This window comes from Affinundibacterium amnicola, from assembly GCF_014284275.1.
Taxonomy (GTDB): domain Bacteria; phylum Pseudomonadota; class Gammaproteobacteria; order Burkholderiales; family Burkholderiaceae_D; genus Undibacterium; species Undibacterium amnicola.
In genome coordinates, this window is sequence record NZ_JACOFU010000005.1 from 284,391 (window position 1) to 302,712 (window position 18,322).

Here is an 18,322-nt window from a genome sequence, read left to right on the forward strand (position 1 = left end):
GGGCTGCGGCTTTTTTGTACTTACTGAACTTAAATTCTTACTTCAATAACTTCGGCGCAGGCAATGCAGGGCGTGCTTGTTCAAATGCATAACCCATCTTCAATAAACTCGCATCACTCCAAGCTCCAGCGAAGAATGAAAGGCCAACTGGCAAATCTTTTACCAAACCCATAGGCACAGTCAAATGTGGGTAGCCAGCAATCGCCGCCGGAGAACTCGCACTGCCTGTGATCACATCACCTTTTTTGTAATTGATATCCCAAGCAGGACCTGTGGTCGGTGCGATCAATGCATCGAGCTGATGTTTTTTGAGCGCCGCATCGATGCCTTCGGGGCCAGATAGACGTTTCGCACGCTCACTGGCCTCAAGGTAAGCCTTGTCGCTCAACGGGCCTTTCGCCTGTGCTTGTTGCATGATTTCTTGAGCAAAATGCGGCATCATTTGTTTCGCATTTTTCTTATTAAATGCCATCACATCAGCCATCGACCGTGTACTAACTGCGCTAGGTGTCGTTGCCAGATAGGCATTGAGATCGGCTTTGAAATCATAGAGTAAGACGGTGTATTCATCTTTACCTGTTTTCTCCAAGTGCGGAATCTCGACTTGATCGATGATGATGGCGCCCTGTGCTTTCAAAATTTCAACACTGCGTTTAAACAAGGCCAAGGATTGCTTGTCATAGCCTTTGACTAATTTGCTGACGATACCTATGCGCTTACCTTTGAGTGCTTGCGGATCGAGTCCTTGTGTGTAATCGACTTTATGCTGATCTGCGGCTTTGGTTGCCGTATCACTTGGATCGCTACCGGCAATCACATTCATCAATAACGCTGCATCGCGTACGGTTAAGGTCATAGGTCCAGCGGTATCTTGACTATGGGAGAGTGGCACGATGCCGGTGCGGCTGACTAATCCTAGTGTCGGTTTAAATCCAACTAAGCCATTGACTGCAGCTGGGCAAACGATAGAGCCATCGGTTTCCGTACCAATCGCGGCGGGAATTAAACGCGCAGCGACCGCAGCGCCTGAGCCAGAACTAGAGCCGCACGGTGTTTTACCCAGATTGTAGGGATTCCGAGTTTGTCCACCCGCGCTACTCCAGCCGCTCGTCGACTTGGTGGAGCGAAAATTCGCCCACTCACTCAAATTCGTTTTCCCAGCCAGCACCGCACCAGCGGCACGTAATTTGGCAACGATAAATGCGTCACTGTTTGCCACATTGTTTGCTAAAGCGAGTGAGCCCGCTGTGGTTGGCATACCTTGAATCGCGATATTGTCTTTCACCATCACAGGCAAGCCTTGTAGCGGCAAGCGAGGATTTTTGTTTTTATCGGCGGAGACCGCATCTTGTTTAGCATCAGCACGGACTGCGCTAACCGCAGCGATCTGCGGATTGAGTTTGTCACTGCGGGTTTGATAGTGCTCCAAAATTTGGACAGCGGTGGTTTTGCCAGATTGCAAATCCTGCTTTAACTGATGCAAATCTTCCGTGTTCTGTGCATGACTTGCAACACTGAATGTCATACAGGCCAGCGCAATACTTAGGACTAGGTGTTTTTGTTCTTGCATGGTGTCTCCGATGTCTATTTTTGTTGAGCAAATGATCTGTAATTGGATGGGTATTGTCTGATTTAGTTCATCCACGGGATGACTTGCTTGCTGATCGCCACCATCAGAATATAGGCAAAACAAGCGAGCGCAAACACGAAGCTGATGTTCTGCGCGTTCGCGCTTTGTGCGCGTTTGATGGCGAAAGTGCCCGCAACGATATACGCTAATAGTGCGAGAATTTTCGCTGCTAGCCAATGTTGTTCCAAGGGATTGATGCTGGCAATAATCGCCATGCCAATCGCACTGCCTAACAAGATCGTATCAATGCTGTGCGGCAGAATTTTGACCCACTTTTTTTGTAACATGCTTGAATGTTGTTTGCGCCAGTAAAAGCGCGTAACGAAAAATACGATGCTAAGTGCAATACAATTCAGATGTAGGTGTTTTAAGATGATGTACATGAGATTTTCTTTATAAGGATGGAATGGTGATCGGGCTCATGCTTGTTCTACGAGCCAATCGCTTACTTTATTTTCGCGGCATTGCTTCCAGATGGCCTGAGCTGATTCCCCATACGCCGCCACTGACTAAAATTTCACCATCACTATTTTTCTCCACCGATAAACAACTTGGACGATGGCGAAATCTTCCCTGTTGAATAGTGATGCTCTGATCCGATTGCACTAAACCATGTGCATACAGATAAGCCGCCGCCGGGCCAGCAGCACTGCCAGTGGCGATGTCCTCGACTTTGCCAGCGTTATCCCAGGTGCGAATTTCACGCTCTTGAACGTCGAAGATAAAAACAAATTTCGCTCCTAATTTGGCGAGTTCCTGCTCCAGATCCTTGCCGCAAAATTGCACTTTATCGATAGCGTCGCTGAGTATAGGCAAGATCAGATAATCTAAACCCGTTGAAATGATTTGCGGTGGTAGATTACGGATTAAGTCACTTTGCTGCAAGCCCAATCTTTGCAAAACACCCGCAACTTGTGTGTGTGAAAGTGCGGCTTGGATGTTGGGTTTGCCCTGATTCATTTGGCACACAAAGTGATCGCCACGGTGATCGCTGCGTACGGCAATCTCACGTTCACCGACTTGTATCGTCCACGCGCATTGTTGCTGATCATTTGCCTGTGTACGATGCAAAACCGCGGCAGCACCTAAAATCGGATGGCCTGCAAACGTCAGCTCTTCTTCAACGGTAAAGATTCTGGCGCTTGCGTAATAGCCGTTCGTGGTTTGAATATTTGACAGGAAGATAGATTCAAACTGTTGTTTTTCTTGCGTTAATGTTTGCATGAAATCAGCTGGCCAGTTTTCAGTATGAAGAAAAACTGCTAAGCCATTGCCGCTATAGGCTTTCTCTGCGAAAACGTCAACGTGGTAATAATTGCGGGTTTGTCTGTTTTGCATTGTGAATTGTTTGGATGTGGCGCGCTTGGCAGTTTATACAATGTCAGATTGATTTTGTAACCACTGCGTAAATTCTGCTTTTGGCATCGGCTTGGCGAAGTAATATCCTTGCCCTTCCCGACAATCTTCTGCTTGGAGAAAATCGCGCTGTTCTTGAGTCTCTATTCCTTCAGCAACGACGTTAAATCCCATGCTATTTCCTAGCGCTAAGATGGCACGCACAATGGCGATGTCTTTGCTACTTGATGGGATATCGCGGATGAAAGTGCGATCAATTTTAAGTGTGTCGATGGGCAATTCTCGTAAATATGCCAGTGAAGAAAAACCAGTGCCAAAATCATCAATCGCTGTAGTGACGCCTAGTTGCTGAATTTTGGACAGTATTTCTTTGATTTCTTGTGGGTTCTCCATCATAAAAGTTTCGGTGATTTCTATTTCCAGTACGCCATGTGGAATTTGATACTGATCCATATAGCGTTTGATCGTGGCAACGATGTCGCTGCGATAAAACTGTGGTCCTGCAACATTGATAGCGAGCCGTTTAGCGTTTAATTGACGTGAGCGCCATTCACTAAAGTCGGCGCAGACTTGATGTAAAACCTGTTCGCCTATTGCCAAAATCATGCCATTCTGTTCGGCCAGTGGGATGAAGTCTAGTGGCGGAATTAAGCCGCGTGTCGGGTCGCGCCAACGCACCAGTGCTTCAGCACCAAGAAAAAGCTGTGTTGATAAGTCGATCTGTGGTTGATACCAGACTTCGAACTCTCTGTTTTCAATCGCGCGCCGTAAATCACGTTCTGCGCTCAATCGTTGTTGTGCCTTGGCCGTCATTTCTGCCTGATAAAAACAGTAGGTGTTTCTGCCTTTGGATTTGGCTTCATACATCGCAGCATCCGCGTTGCGGATCAATTCATTACCATCCTCAGTATCATCTGGAAAAATAGAGATGCCTACACTGCTGGTGACCATCACTGTGTGTTCATCAACGAAATACGGTTGTTGTGATGCGCTCAAAATCTTTTGCGCGGCTAGGATTGCGTCGCCGCTGGCGTTTAGTTCTGTGATTAGTACAGCAAATTCGTCACCCCCCAAACGCGATACGGTATCTTCGGAGCGCATATATTTGCTTAATCTTTGTGCGACCAATTGCAGCAGACGGTCACCGATAGAATGACCTAAACTGTCATTGACGGTCTTAAATCCATCGAGATCAAATAACACTATCGCCAGTTTTTTGTGATTGCGTTTGGCATGACCCAGTGCTTGCGTAACGCGATCTTTAAATAATACGCGATTGGGTAAATCAGTCAGCGCATCAAAGTGTGCTAGACGTTCGAGTTTTTCTTGCGCATGTTTAACCTCGGTGATGTCCGAAAAGACAGAGACAAAATTGCTAATTTCTCCTGCCTCATTTTTAACCGAAGTAATGGTTTGCCATTCGGGAAAAATTTCACCATTTTTGCGACGATTCCAGATTTCACCTTGCCAGACACCCTTCTCGATAATATGTCGCCACATTTCTTCGTAAAAAACTTTATCGTGCCGTCCTGATTGCAGCATACTAGGATTGCGCCCGATGGCTTCTTGTGCGTGGTAACCGGTGATACTCGTGAAAGCTTGGTTGACTGAAATAATTGTCGCCGACGAGTCAGTAATAATGATGCCATCTGCGGTGTGTCGAAACACCGTGGCAGCTAATTTTCCCTCATTTTCACTACGCTTTCGTGCAGTGATATCGGTAGAAATTCCAACTACAGCCCACGCTTCGCCATTTTCAGAATAGAGTGGATTTTTGACCGTCAAGTAAGTGTGAAGACCATCGGCCTCCAGATTCGTTTCTTCAAAAGAAGTAGTGTTGCCACTTCGCAGAACCAATAAATCGTTCTGATAATGTTCTTGTGCAATCTCAGGCGGCAGAAAGCGATGCCTTTCCTTCCCAAGAATCGCCGAGCGTTGTTGTCCGACGGCTTTTTCGAATTGCTGATTGCACAAGATCAATTTGTTGTTGACGTCATGGATATAAACCAACGTGGCAGCATGGTCGATAATGGTGGTTAGTAGATGTTGACTCTCAAATTCTTTTCTTTCAATTTCTTTGCGTTCGGTGATGTCACGCCAGACGCAATAAATCACTTGCCGCCCCTTCATCGTCATCCTAGATAATGTGACTTCGGCTGGAAAATGACTGCCATCTAAGCGGGTATGTATCCATTCAAATCGATGTAAGCCACGCTCATCGGCTAGTTGCATCATACGTTCTGCTTTTGAAAAAGATGCTTCACCATCAGGCTGAAATTCGGGTGACAGTTTTGATGGATGGGTATTGTTTAAGGCCTCTTTACTAGCGTAACCGAGAATCTCCACCGCTGCGTGATTGCACAGGGTAAATTGGTGGCCATCGATGATCCAGGTTGGGTCGGGTGAATCTTCAAACATGGATTGAAAGCGTGCTTCTTCAGCAGCTAATTTTTTTTCGAGTTCTTCTTTGTTATGGAGAATGATCAGTAGATCACGATTGACGACCCTGGATGCAGTTAAGCGTCGACGCACAATGAAAATGATGATCGCTAGTGCGATAATGAGCAGTAGCAAGACAGCATGAGAGACTAGTAAGGCGTCAGTTTACAGTAGGTTCAACATAGCGCATTATCTTTTCTGGCAGGTGCCATTGATGACATAAGCTGGTCTTTTCAATCGATCATGCGATTGCTCTTGCAATTGTTGATGTACCTGAACATGTCAAGATGTTTGGAATGCTAAAGCGCTGAGTTTGGGTTTGACTCTGGGCGCTGTCGCTATCAACTGGATTCGCTTTCGTTTTGTGTGCTCTCTAAAAAAGTATCTGCCGTGGCAGGCTTAGATGTCAATCAGCTTAGTATGGATTTGACTATTGTGTTGTTTATCGCAGCCATCGCAGCCACTGTTGGCTGCTTGCTTAGCTAGTTTTTATGTCGCTGAAATTGCAGAAGCCAAGCCCCGTTGTTAAGGTATTTTATTCCTTTAAAAAGTCGACAGCTTTGGCTAAAACGGTATCTCTACCTGCATGAAAATCTGCGATCGTCGGGCGCACTAGGTGATGCGGTTGAATCCCAACGCCGACAAAGGCTTTGCCATCTGGGTAACTGTCAAGCTTGGTACAGACACGCGCAGTTCCACCGCCGGGCAGATCGAAAAATAGTGGTTGGCCGGTGCTACCACCGGTCGCTTCGCCGATAACTTTTCCTCTTTGCATCAGATCGAATGCCAAAGTAAAATCTTCAGCCGCTGAGTAAGTCCTGGCAGACGTTAGCACCACCACTTTGCCAGAAAATTGTCGCTGTAGGTCTGCTTGTTCCAGTGATTGAGGGAAGTGGTGCAAGGTTTCGGGATTACCCCAAGCGCGCAGACTAGGCTTGTAATCGCGCGTTGCTGCAGCGCTGGTGGCGAAGTTTTTATTGACGAGTGTGCTGAGGATTGTAAACCCCACACTACCATTGCCACCACCGTTGTCACGCACGTCAAAAATGATGGCTTTTGCCTTACTGATTTCTGGAAAGGCTTTGACATATTCGATTGCTGCGGTGTCGTCATTAAAACTGTTTAAAGCGACGTAGGCGATATTCTCTGGCAGCATGCGCCAAGTGAATGCAGGCTGGCCAGATAAGACTTTGTTTCGTTCTTTAAAACTGACGCGTTCTACTTTGATTTGATGCAGTTTTCCTTGGACATCACGAATCTCTAATAGGGGTTTTTGTTTACTTGAACCTAGCAAAAATTCATAAGAATAAATGCGCGTTTCCAGATCTTGCGGCGTGGATGCACTAGCATATGGTGCAAGCTCGCGGCGCGCATAGTCATGCACATCGCGTTGATTGACTTTGAGAATTTCCGCGCCGGGCACCAAACCTTGTTTGATCAATTGTGGATCACCGACCTGCGTGACAAATACACGTCCTTCGATCAGGCGTGTGCGAAATTTAGCGACTGTGAGTTCAGACTGGTAAAGCTCTTTTGGTGCATAGACATTGGTGTGCCCATCTTTGAGTAGAGCACACATTTCCATCAGCAATTTATAGTATTCAAGCGTGCTTTTGGTGGCGCGAACTTTTGTTAGATAACTTTGATAAACTGCATCCCAGTCAAGTTCGCGTAAGGTGTTAGTAAAGATGAAGTTATATTTCACCTCTGACCAGAACTTAGATAGACCGGCGATCTTTTCATTTTCGCTGAGGTTTTCTTTGTAAGGTGTTTTCCAAGATGTGGAATTCCATAAGCGACCTAAAAACTCTGCACGTTTTTGCATGGCGTCCATCGTTTTATTCCAACGCGGATCTTGACGCAAACTACTCAAGTCACTGTCTTGTTGGCTATGTTCAACATCAAGAAATCCCGCTTCGATAGCGCGATGGAGCCAGGTAAATGCGAAATCCGTGTTGCCACCTAACGCGTGCGCGCAAGCCGCGTTATAAGCGTGGCCGCCCACCAGCGGTGCTGCGATGGCAAGTTGTTCAAATAGCTTGGCTGCGCTTGGATACTGTTTTTGTGCTAAGGCGGTTTGCGCGTTTCTTTCTAATTGTGTCAGGTCAATTTCTGTGCTGGACGAAGCCTTTACATCTTGTGCATAACTCGTCATCGTAAAGACTGGATTCAAGCAGAACATGCTGCAAATTGTGCTGACAATCAAGGTTTTACGAAACGCTCGCATACGTGTGATCCTTTTTAAGTTGCTAGAAAAAATTAGACAGGTCAAAGAGTATAGAACCCGCGCAAAGCAGATGCTGGCGTTGTTGAGTTCATCTTGTCGTGCAATTGCACAGGCTTCTGCTCAAGCCTTCGATTTAAGTATGCTAGGGCAGGTGCTAGCCAGCGCGATTTGCATATGCCCTAGTGTAATCAAGTCGTGCCAGATACGAAAGTAAAAAGATAACATTCTCAGTAATTTTCAGCCATGCATGTGATTGCAGAATGCTGCAATGAAATTTCGACTAGTTTTGCCAAATTTTCGATTATCATGCGGGCTATTACTTTGTTATTTATTTTGATCTGGATCGCTTTATGAAACTTGCTTCTTCTTTATTGTTGGCACTGTTCGGTATTTTGACCAATTCAGCGTTTGCTCAGAGCAGCGCGACAGCAAGTGCTGATGCAACGGCTGCGAGTGCGCCACAAACTACAACACCTGCACCCTTACACCTGACTAAACTTGGTATTACTGACACGGTGATAGGCACTGGCGATGAAGTGGTGAATGGCGCCACCGTTGAAGTGCATTACACCGGCTGGCTCTACAATCACAAAGCTTGGAACTTGCGTGGTGCGCAGTTCGACACTTCGCGCGACAGTGGCACACCTTTGCAAGTGATGGTGGGCGCCAAACAAGTGATTCGTGGTTGGGACATGGGCTTATTGGGAATGAAGGTCGGTGGCAAACGTACTTTGATGATTCCAGCCTATCTGGGATATAGCACGCAAGGCTCTGGCAATATCCCGCCAAACACGCATTTGGTTTTTGAAGTTGAACTCGTTTCACTCAAAAAATAAGTAAGACAATGGCGCGCAATTTACAGGGTAAGACATTAGAAGCCATCTTGACCGAATTGGTTGAAGCGTATGGCTGGGATGGGATGGCGCAGAGAATTGCGATTCAATGTTTTTCCAATGATCCAAGTATCAAATCGAGTCTGAAATTTTTGCGCAAAACACCGTGGGCAAGAGCGAAAGTGGAACAACTTTTTATCAGCCTGCCCGATTTGTAGTCAGTGGTAGTCAGTCGTAGTCGGTGGTAGTCAGCGAGAGTCTGTCTGCAGAGGTCAAATCGGAGGCCATATGCCTGTTCATTCTGTCAAAGTTTCCAGCTATATTTTGCTTTGTAGTTTATGGGGAGGGAGTGCGAGCGCTGCAGATGTGGCGAAGCCAACTCTTTCGCCTTCGTATCAATCCTACCTCGCCCATATCGCGGCCGCCAATCATGCCTTGCGTCATCACGATACTGCTGAGGTGCAACGCTGGTTAGCGCAAGCGCCATCAGCTCATCGTGCTTGGGAATGGCATTACTTACAGCGGCAATCGTCACAGGCCGAATCGATTCTTCGCTTACAAGATGCGACAGCGAGTTCGCTGCAAGTGAGTCCTGATGGTTTGACGGTGGCGATTGTCGCGACGGATAAAACGGTACAAATGCGCGAGCTTGCCAGTGGTGCCTTGCGCTGGCAATTTCTTGATCCCGCTTTACAGCCGCAAGCGGTGGCATTTAATCCACATCAGCCTTGGCTGGCAGCCGCTTTTTCTAAGCATACGGTGAAATTATGGAATAGCGCTGACGGTAAAGAACTTAGGCAATTTCAAGGTGCCGGAAAAGGCATCACCGCAATTGCGTTTAGTCCCGATGGTGCTTGGTTAGCATCGGCCTCTTGGAATCGTAGTGCAGAGCGTGGTGTGTGGGGCATCGTAGAAATCTGGGATGTCGTTACCGGTGCATTAATCCAGCAACTCGAATACGGCGAAAAACCCTTAGTCAGTATTGCCTTTAGCCCGAATGGAAAATATTTGGCGGTCGGTTCCTGGGAGGTGCAAAAGATAGTCGCGGTATGGGACGTCGTAGAAGCAGCGGCAGCGGTACAAGGAGCACAATGGCAAGCGCCGAAATTGTTTGTCTCTGAAGCCGATGAACAATATAAAGCAGTACAGAGTATTAGTTTCAGCCCTGATAGCCAGCAACTTGCGGCAGGTGGCAAGGATGGCCGGATTCGCATTTGGGATATCGCCACGCAGCAACGCGTGCATACCTTAGGTGGGCGCGGTTGGGGGCATAGTAAATGGGTGAACAGTATCGCTTTTAGTCCCGATGGACAGCGTTTAGTGTCAGCGTCCACCGATCAGACCTTGCGTGTTTGGGATGTACGTAAAGGCACAGAAGAGGCGGTTTTGCTAGCCCACACTAAGAGCGTTAATGCCGTTAGCTTTGATCCACAGGCGCGATTTATGTTGAGCGCTGGAGCGCCGGAAGTGAAGCGTTGGAATGCTGATAGTTGGCAGGCTGATAAACAAGCTGTGCAGAGCTGGAAGCACCCAGCCAGTGTTTACGGCATCGCACTATCGGCTGATGGCAAGTTTGCCTATACCGCTGCCTGGCAAGGCGGTATTAAAGTGTGGGATACAGAAAAAAATCAAATAGTGCAAGAGTGGACGGCTCATCAAAGTTCTGCCAATGCGGTTAGTGTGAATGCGAAACAAGATCGGCTCGCCAGCGTTGGTAATGATGGCAAGCTCAAAATTTGGCAACGAACTGGAACCGCGCATAGCTTTCAAGAATATAAAAATCTGGAGCAAATCAAAGGCCAGCAATTAATTGCCGTTGATTTGAGTCGTGATGGCAAGCGCGTTTTTGCCGCTTCGCAATCTGGTGCTGCCAAGCTGTGGGATATCGACAGCGGTAAGGTGTTGTTCCAATTAGCGCACGAAAAAAATGTCAGCAGCACTGCCATGAGTGCGCAAGAACGTTATTTCGCCACTGGCGGCAGCGATGGTAGTGTCAAAATCTGGGATGCGAGCAATGGCAAACTCTTGCACCGTTTTCATCTACATCAAGCTAGCATCGCTGCACTCAGTTTTAGTCCGGATCAACAAAGCTTGGTAGCAGCGTCGCATGACAAAAGTATTAGCTTCATGCCGCTGACAGGGAAAGCGAAGCCGCAAAAGATACTAGCGCACGATGAAGGAATTTTTGGCATCGCCTTTAGTCCCGATGGTCAACGTGTGGTGAGCGCTTCCGCCGATCAGACCGTCAAACTTTGGGATGCGAAAAATGCCACTCTGGTGTTTAGTTTAAGTTACGAATCTCCCGTCTATGCAGCACGCTTTTCAGCTGACGGAAAAACCTTATACACCTTACCTATGGACGGTATCGTCAGAATTTTACGTACATCGGCAAATTGACAGCGCATGACCCTTCGCCCATACTCTTAACACCACTTCAACTTAGCATTTTAATTGCAGTAAAAAAGGAATTAGTATGACACTCCGCATCATCGCCACTGGTGGCACATTTGATAAACATTATGATGAATTGGCAGGTAAGCTGACTTTTCACGAAAGTCATTTACCAGAGGTATTGAAACGTGCGCGTTTGACCGTGCCGGTGGAATTGGAAGTGCGTCCTTTGATTGATTCTTTGGATATGGTTGATCAAGACCGTAAAGAGATTTTGGAATCCTGTGAAAAATCGCCAGAAAAAGCGATCGTGATTATTCATGGTACTGACACCATGCGTGAGACCGCCCATGTCCTAGGTGCCGCTAAGCTTGATAAAGTGATTATCTTTACAGGCGCGATGATTCCTTATGGCGTGACTAATTCCGATGCATTTTTTAATCTTGGATTTGCTTGTGCCGCAGCACAGTTGATGCCCGCAGGTGTGTATGTCGCCATGAATGGTCAGGTTTTTGCTTGGGATAATGTGAAAAAAGATCGTAGTGTAGGCGTTTTTGTTCCCAACTAATGAGGTCTTACGCAAAACAGATGGCGGCGTCCTTGTGTTCACCTAGCGCAATTTTGCGAAAGTCCTATTAATCAATTAAATTTTTTCTAGAAGCCACTGATGAAACGCTTACTCGCCATGTTTCTCTGCTGCAGCTTGTTTATGCTTGCTGGCTGTCAAAAAAATGTCCAGGTGCGTTTCGACTCGGTGTATTTCTTCCAAACCGAAGAGGACTTGCAAAAGAGGAAAATTAATTTGGAACAGTTATCTCAATATACGCGTACTCTACAGACCCAAGTCGCTAACGCGATGCAAAAGGGACAGACAACACCGGGCAATGGCTATGTGGTAGTCGCGGTGCGATCTGATCAAGAAGTGGCGGTATGGTTGGACATGGAACCCGCTTTACACGAATACTATGATTACGAAATTGTCGAGGCGATTAAGAAAATGCGCCCTTTCGATGTCGATAGTGGGATTGTAGTATTCGCGATCAAGATGGCGATTGATACGCCTAAACATACCACCAAGGCAATTCCAGAACCTAAAGACTGGATAGCCGCCAAGAAAAAAGTCGGTGACCCTAACGATGTTGAACAAATCGTGCTGTCGATTTGGCCTGAAGAGTAATCCGGCCAACGGGTTTTTTCGAAACCGGTTTTTCAAAACTCCAAAGCATGACAATTCAAAAAGTTTTATATCTCGGCTACGTCTGGCCAGAACCTAATTCGTCCGCGGCCGGTAGCAGAACGATGGAATTCTTGCGCTTGTTTCGCCAGCAAAACTGGCAAGTCATATTTGCTTCCGCTGCTGCTTTATCTCCGCATCGTGCCGATCTGTCGGCCTTGCAAATTGAAGAAAAACAATTGACGTTGAACTGCGATAGTTTCGATGCCTTTGTGCGTGACTATCAACCCGATCTGGTGGTGTTTGACCGCTTCTTTACTGAAGAACAATTTGCTTGGCGAGTCGAACGTCAAGTACCAAATGCACTGCGTGTTTTAGATACCTGTGATTTACATAGCTTACGCGAAGCGCGCCAGCAAATCTTGAAACAGCGCTTGCAAGCCTGCCATAATGAACGCGAACGGCAGTTGATCTTGCAAGCAGCAAGCGACGCTTCACTTGTTTATCAACAGATGTGTCAGAACGATGTCGCACAGCGAGAAATCGCCGCAATTTATCGTTGTGATCTAAGTTTGATGATTTCTGGTGTCGAAACGGCATTGCTGCATGATGCGTTTGCAGTGCCAAAGTATTTGTTGTGCGAAAACAATCTGATGTTAATGCCCGCGCCACAAGTACAAACGGATTTTCATCAGCGTCAGCATTTTGTCAGTATCGGTAATTTTCGACATGCGCCGAACTGGGATGCAGTCTTGTATTTGAAGCAGGCGGTGTGGCCACGTTTGCGTGCAAAGATGCCGGATGCACAAATTCACATCTATGGTTCGTATCCGCCGCCGAAAGCGATGGCCTTGCATCAGCCCGAGCAAGGCTTTCATGTGCGAGGCTGGGCGGAACATGCGCATCAAGTGATGGCAGCAGCACGCGTGTGTTTAGCGCCTTTACGGTTTGGTGCTGGCATCAAAGGCAAGCTCGCCGATGCGATGGCCTGTGGTACGCCTAGTGTGACGACTACGATAGGTGCGGAATCTATGCACGGCGACATGGCTTGGGGCGGTGTGATTGCCGATCAGTTAGAGGATTTTGTGGGTGCGGCGATGATGTTGGCAACTGATGAAGCGCAATGGCAATTAGCGCAGCAGCGTGGGCAGCAGATTTTGCAACAGCATTTCGATCGCACCTTAGCATCACAGAATTTTATCGCTGCGATCCTACAAGCGCGTGAACAACAGGCGACGCGACGTCTACAAAATTTTACTGGTGCCATGTTACGACATCACAGCATGAAAAGTACGCAGTATATGTCGCAGTGGATACAACTAAAGAATCAGGGCATTACACAGATAACGCAGACAACACAGATAACACAATGAATTTATTCGTCGGGATCTGGTGCCGTTAATAAAAACTGATGATCGCTAGAATCGCCTGCTAGCAAGGCATCTAAACCTTCGATAGGAATAGGCTTCGAGTACAAATAACCTTGGAAGGTTAGGCAGTTATGGTCAATCAGGAAGCGCCTTTGCGCGACAGTTTCGACACCTTCAGCAATCACATCTAAGCCCAGGTTTAAGCCCAGAGAAATAATCGCACGCACAATGGTCGCATCGTTTTCATCATCATTCAGGTCGCGTACAAAAGACTGATCAATTTTCAATTGATTTAACGGTAGCTTTTGCAAATAGGCCAGTGAAGAATAACCGGTGCCGAAATCATCCATAGAAAAAGCGATGCCCAGCTTTTTCAATTGCTGCATTTTTTCAGTTGTCGCATCGACGTTATCGAGAATCGTACTTTCTGTCAGCTCGATTTTTAAACGAGTTGGATTGATATTGTGCAGACGTACAATTTCAGTCACGGTTTCGACAAAATTACTTTGCTGGAATTGCTTGGCGCTGACATTCACCGCCAAGCTTAAATGCGCAGTCTTAGGATTTCTGCCCCATTTCTTCAATTGATTACAGGCGGTTTCTAACACCCAAGTGCCGATAGGAATAATCAAGCCGGTTTGCTCAGCCACGGGAATAAATTCTAGCGGAGAGATAAAGCCGCGATCAGGATGTATCCAACGCAATAAGGCTTCGGCACCAATCACATTGCCGTCCGCATCGACTTGAATCTGGTAATACAACTGAAATTGTTCTAAGGCCAAAGCCACTCGCAGATTCGACTCCAACATCATCTTCACCACCAGTACCGCTTGCATCGCGGGGTCGAAGAAGCGTACTGCATTGCGCCCAGATGTCTTGGCTTCGTACATGGCGGTATCAGCGCGTTTAAATAGATCTTTGACGGTGACATCGCCACCTTGGAACAAGCACACACCAATACTGCCTGCGCCATGATGGATGAAGTCGGTAATTTGATACGGTTCGTTTAAGAGTAAACGAATTTTTTCGGCGATGCGGTCGGCTTGTATTGCGGCATCGTTCCGGTCGTGACTGAGCGCTTCCAATACGACGACAAATTCATCACCACCAAGACGCGCTACGGTATCGCTCTCACGCACACAGGTTTGCAATCGTTGTGCAGCTTCAATCAATAGCAAATCGCCGGCGTCATGTCCCCGCGTATCATTTAAGGTTTTGAAATTATCTAAGTCGATGAATAAAATCGCACTGTGTGCGTCATCGCGTTGATTAATCGCGATCAGATGCTGCAATCGGTCCATCAACAAACGACGGTTTGGAAGATGGGTCAGCGGATCATAAAATGCTAAATTCAAGATTTCATCTTCATAGCCTTTGTGACGACTGATATCGGTGAATGAACCGATGTAGTTGGTAATCATGCCGATGTCGTTGGAAATCGCGGTGAGCGTGATCAATTGCGGAAACGATTCGCCATTTTTCTTTTCTGCCCATAGTTCGCCCTGCCAAAAACGATGTTGGTCTAGGGCTTGATAAATCTTTTCAAAAAACGCTTCATCTTGTTGTTGATTGACTAGCATGGGCAGGGGTTTGCCAATCAGTTCCCGTGCATCAAAACCAGTGATGCGCGAATATGCTTGGTTAACTCTTAGCACTTGCCATTGGCTGTCGGTGACGAAGATACCTTCTTGTGATTCGAACGTAATCGCAGCGATGCGCAAATCTTGTTCTGCGGTTTTCCTGTCAGTGATGTCACTAATAAAGCAATGCCATAAGGTACTGCCTTCCGCCGTTTCTAGTTCTGGTAGCGCGTCCAAGTAAAGCCAGCGTACGCTGCCGTCTACGCGGTGATAGCGGAACTCCATTTGATAGGGGCTTAAATGTTTGGTCGCGTACTCGTGATTTTCCAGAAAGGTTTTCTTGTCAGCTGGATCGATTCGCGTTACCAGAACGGAGGCATTCAGACGAATTTCTTGCGCGCTGATTTCGAACATGGTTTCGACTGCATCGCTGGCATAAAGAACCGAGGTGGTGTAATCGCGGTGAATACGGTACTGCATGATGATGCCGGGGAGCCGGGAAGCCACTTTGCTGATGCGTTCAAAAGAATCTTGCAACTCATTGGTTGCAGCTATGCGTTCTGCTTGCAAAGCGTTGATCAGTAAGGCTGTGATCGACATGGTGCCCATGTATAGCCAGATCACCACCGAGCTTTCTGTGGAGTCTAGCGATTGGAATGGGCCACGCCCTAAATAAGTCGCGATTGCCGCGAAGGCACTTGAGCTAAGGACTGTCAATGCCGTGAACAAATTACCAAGACGGACAGCGGCCCAGATCATTACCACCATCGCAACAAAAGTTAATTGCAAGGGACTACTTGGGGATAGAAAAATTAGCCAGTGAGATATCGCAAAAAAACAAATGAATATCAGGGATTCTTCATAAATCAGCTTGGTTCTGATGCCACCACGATGTAAGGCAAACAGGACAGGTGCAGTCAATAGAATACCGACCATATCACCCGCCCACCAACTAATCCATGCAAATCTAGGTTGCTCAAAAGTACCGGCGTGCCAAAGCATCAGACAGCCAAGGCTGGCGGATATCATCATGCCGACTGCGCTGCCTAAGCAGAACCGAATGACGTCATCACGATGTGGAAAATGAATAGAGAAATTCTTATAGTTCAGATACCAAGTAACTGAGACTGGTGCCAAGGTACTTCCGAACGCCATCACGGCAGCGCCATACGGTGAAACACCACTGATTAAGTTCAGACTGAGTGATGCGAAGAAGATGGGAATAGCCATTGCGTAGCCCCATCCTAAGAGCGCGGCTAAGGCAATTCCACTGGGCAGCCAAACCAAGATCAGGTTCGGTGTCATAAACGGAAAATTCAGACTGGCGCCGCCCGCCAAAAAGTACGAGGCAAAAATCAACAGCAAACGGAAGCCGAAGTTGAGTCGGCTCAGCGGGCTTTCTTGATTAAGAAAAACTTGTGGCGGCATTATGCGAGTTTATTGAACTTAGAATAACCTCTGCATTATGCGCGAAACTGTCTTCAAAAAACATTCTTCAAAGCAAATTATTGTCAATTGACGACGATGATCGAAAAACAGTTTTTTGATGTTGTTGTTTTGTTAGATGTCAATTCAGGTTCTATACAGCCCTAATGTGATCCTAATGCAATACCAATACACACCCAAACATGAAAAATAGACATCTTATCGATACGATGTCGATTATTAGTTATGCAAATGTCGACTCTGACGCTTTGGTCTGGCTTTGTTTTCAGCGACTAAAGTCGTCGCTGCTGACTTTTGTGCAGACTTATCTGCTAAATTTTCCGCCCGCAAGATTTCAGGACTTTGCTTATGCTTCGCGTCACCAGCGTAATCTTTACCGATCATGGTTAAGACTTCCTGTTGCGGCATACCACGTTCTTGACACAACCATTGGGTGACTAAATTGGCTAAGCGATCCAGAGCGATTTTATGCGTGGCATCGGTTTTGGCGTAAATCCAGTCAGACAATGCCATGAAATTTTCGAACGGCGCATCGCCCAGAATCACCGGTAAAGTATGGCTAAAGCGACCGGAGTTGGCGACTAGATCCCAATAGCGGGCGAAGCGTACCAGTTTTTGCATTTCTGCAAACGGCACATCTTTGTTCGCTAAAATTGTGTAGGGCGGATAAGGATCAAAGCGCATACCGAAATCTTCGGTGTGGCGAATGATAGGTGTACCGCGCAGGCGTTTTAAGATGCCAAATTGGATTTCATGTGGTCCTAGTGCATACAATTGATTGAAGCCAGAGGCAAAACTAGCGACGGTTTCACCAGGCAGACCAGCAATCAAATCGACGTGTAAATGGGCTTTGGAATGTTGGCACAACCATTGAATATTTTCTGCAGCCTTGGCGTTGTCTTGTTTGCGGCTGATACGGCTTTGCACTTCGGGATTAAAGCTCTGGATACCAATTTCAAATTGCAAACTGCCATCAGGGAATTTTTGTATTCCTGCTTTAAGTGCATCAGGTAAATGATCTGGCACCACTTCAAAGTGGGCAAACACCGGATCATCGGGATTCGCTTCTAGCTTGTCGAGGAAAAATTGCATAATCTTTAAACTGGTTTTGATATTCAGATTAAAGGTGCGATCAACGAACTTAAACAAGCGAGCGCCGCGAGCATGCAATTTTTCCATTTCGGCCAAGAAGCGGTCGATGTCAAATGGCCAGGCAGTTTTATCTAAAGCGGACAAGCAAAATTCACATTTAAATGGACAACCGCGCGATGCTTCGACATACAAGGTGCGGGTTTGTATATCTTTATCTGTGTAATAGTCGTAAGGCAATTGCAATTCATCGAGCTTGGCTTGCACGCCTGCGTGAATTTTCATTAATGGCTTGGGGCCGTTCAGAATTTGTTGGCATAGCGCGGCGAAGCTGATATCACCCCAGCCAGTGATCACATAATCTGCTAAGCCGACGATGGCTTGTTCTTGCGTCTCATACGAGACTTCTGGCCCGCCTAGCACGATGATCACTTCCGGCGCGACGCGTTTGATTAGCGCGACTAAACGCGTGGTTTCTTCGACATTCCAAATATACACGCCGAACCCGATGATCAATTTTTCATCGGCACGTTGCCAGCTTAATAAGCGTTCTAATAAATCGGTGGTTTTTGCCCCGATCACGAATTCTTGTAAGTGGGTTTGTGACTGTAACTCTCCCATATTTGCGTACAGATAACGCAACCCCATAGAGGCGTGGGCGTAGCGGGCATTGAGGGTGGAGAGCAGGATAGTCATAAAAATAGAAGGTGTGATGCAGGGAATCGATGGTGTTGCGATTGCCGAAAAGCGTCATTGTACGCTGGCAAGCCGCTTCTCGCGTGCCGCT

General features: G+C 46.9%; 13 protein-coding genes. 6 read left to right on the forward strand and 7 right to left on the reverse strand.

All coding sequences use genetic code 11. The annotated features are described in order from the left end of the window. Window positions 1-37: 37 nt before the first annotated feature. From H8K33_RS13705 to H8K33_RS13725, 5 genes are all read right to left on the reverse strand, one after another. On the reverse strand, window positions 38-1,570 hold the full coding sequence (locus H8K33_RS13705; protein ID WP_186891597.1) for an amidase: 1,533 nt from the start codon (window positions 1,568-1,570) through the stop codon (window positions 38-40). Between the two features lie 62 nt (window positions 1,571-1,632). Next, a complete protein-coding gene (locus H8K33_RS13710; RefSeq protein ID WP_186891598.1) occupies window positions 1,633-2,013 on the reverse strand; it encodes a SirB2 family protein in 381 nt (126 codons plus the stop codon). Between the two features lie 67 nt (window positions 2,014-2,080). Then, window positions 2,081-2,968: a PhzF family phenazine biosynthesis protein gene (locus tag H8K33_RS13715; RefSeq protein ID WP_186891599.1), complete on the reverse strand. Its 888-nt coding sequence runs from the start codon at window positions 2,966-2,968 to the stop codon at window positions 2,081-2,083. A gap of 33 nt (window positions 2,969-3,001) precedes the next feature. Next, on the reverse strand, window positions 3,002-5,560 hold the full coding sequence (locus H8K33_RS13720) for a sensor domain-containing protein (protein ID WP_186891600.1): 2,559 nt from the start codon (window positions 5,558-5,560) through the stop codon (window positions 3,002-3,004). A gap of 400 nt (window positions 5,561-5,960) precedes the next feature. Then, a complete protein-coding gene (locus H8K33_RS13725) occupies window positions 5,961-7,652 on the reverse strand; it encodes a S41 family peptidase (protein WP_186891601.1) in 1,692 nt (563 codons plus the stop codon). 350 nt (window positions 7,653-8,002) lie between these two features. Here H8K33_RS13725 and H8K33_RS13730 point away from each other — a divergent pair, with 350 nt between their 5' ends. The 6 genes from H8K33_RS13730 to H8K33_RS13755 all read left to right on the forward strand — a co-directional run bounded on the left by H8K33_RS13730 (window position 8,003) and on the right by H8K33_RS13755 (window position 13,423). After that, entirely contained in the window at window positions 8,003-8,488 is a 486-nt protein-coding gene (locus H8K33_RS13730; RefSeq protein WP_186891602.1) for an FKBP-type peptidyl-prolyl cis-trans isomerase, read from the forward strand. A gap of 8 nt (window positions 8,489-8,496) precedes the next feature. Next, window positions 8,497-8,703, forward strand: coding sequence for a VF530 family protein (locus H8K33_RS13735; protein ID WP_222613421.1), 207 nt, complete (start codon window positions 8,497-8,499; stop codon window positions 8,701-8,703). Between the two features lie 70 nt (window positions 8,704-8,773). Beyond that, window positions 8,774-10,882, forward strand: a complete 2,109-nt coding sequence (locus tag H8K33_RS13740) for a WD40 repeat domain-containing protein (RefSeq protein ID WP_186891603.1) — start codon at window positions 8,774-8,776, stop codon at window positions 10,880-10,882. 76 nt (window positions 10,883-10,958) lie between these two features. After that, the gene (locus H8K33_RS13745; protein ID WP_186891604.1) at window positions 10,959-11,444 is read left to right on the forward strand and encodes an asparaginase domain-containing protein; all 486 of its coding nucleotides are present in this window, start codon (window positions 10,959-10,961) and stop codon (window positions 11,442-11,444) included. 99 nt (window positions 11,445-11,543) lie between these two features. Beyond that, window positions 11,544-12,053, forward strand: a complete 510-nt coding sequence (locus tag H8K33_RS13750) for an EexN family lipoprotein (RefSeq protein ID WP_186891605.1) — start codon at window positions 11,544-11,546, stop codon at window positions 12,051-12,053. 47 nt (window positions 12,054-12,100) lie between these two features. Next, the gene (locus H8K33_RS13755; RefSeq protein WP_186891606.1) at window positions 12,101-13,423 is read left to right on the forward strand and encodes a glycosyltransferase; all 1,323 of its coding nucleotides are present in this window, start codon (window positions 12,101-12,103) and stop codon (window positions 13,421-13,423) included. 2 nt (window positions 13,424-13,425) lie between these two features. On the opposite strand, the gene H8K33_RS13760 is transcribed toward H8K33_RS13755, so the two are convergent. Beyond that, window positions 13,426-16,428: a bifunctional diguanylate cyclase/phosphodiesterase gene (locus H8K33_RS13760; protein ID WP_186891607.1), complete on the reverse strand. Its 3,003-nt coding sequence runs from the start codon at window positions 16,426-16,428 to the stop codon at window positions 13,426-13,428. Window positions 16,429-16,665: 237 nt separating this feature from the next. After that, window positions 16,666-18,231: a B12-binding domain-containing radical SAM protein gene (locus H8K33_RS13765; RefSeq protein WP_186891608.1), complete on the reverse strand. Its 1,566-nt coding sequence runs from the start codon at window positions 18,229-18,231 to the stop codon at window positions 16,666-16,668. Window positions 18,232-18,322 lie beyond the last annotated feature (91 nt).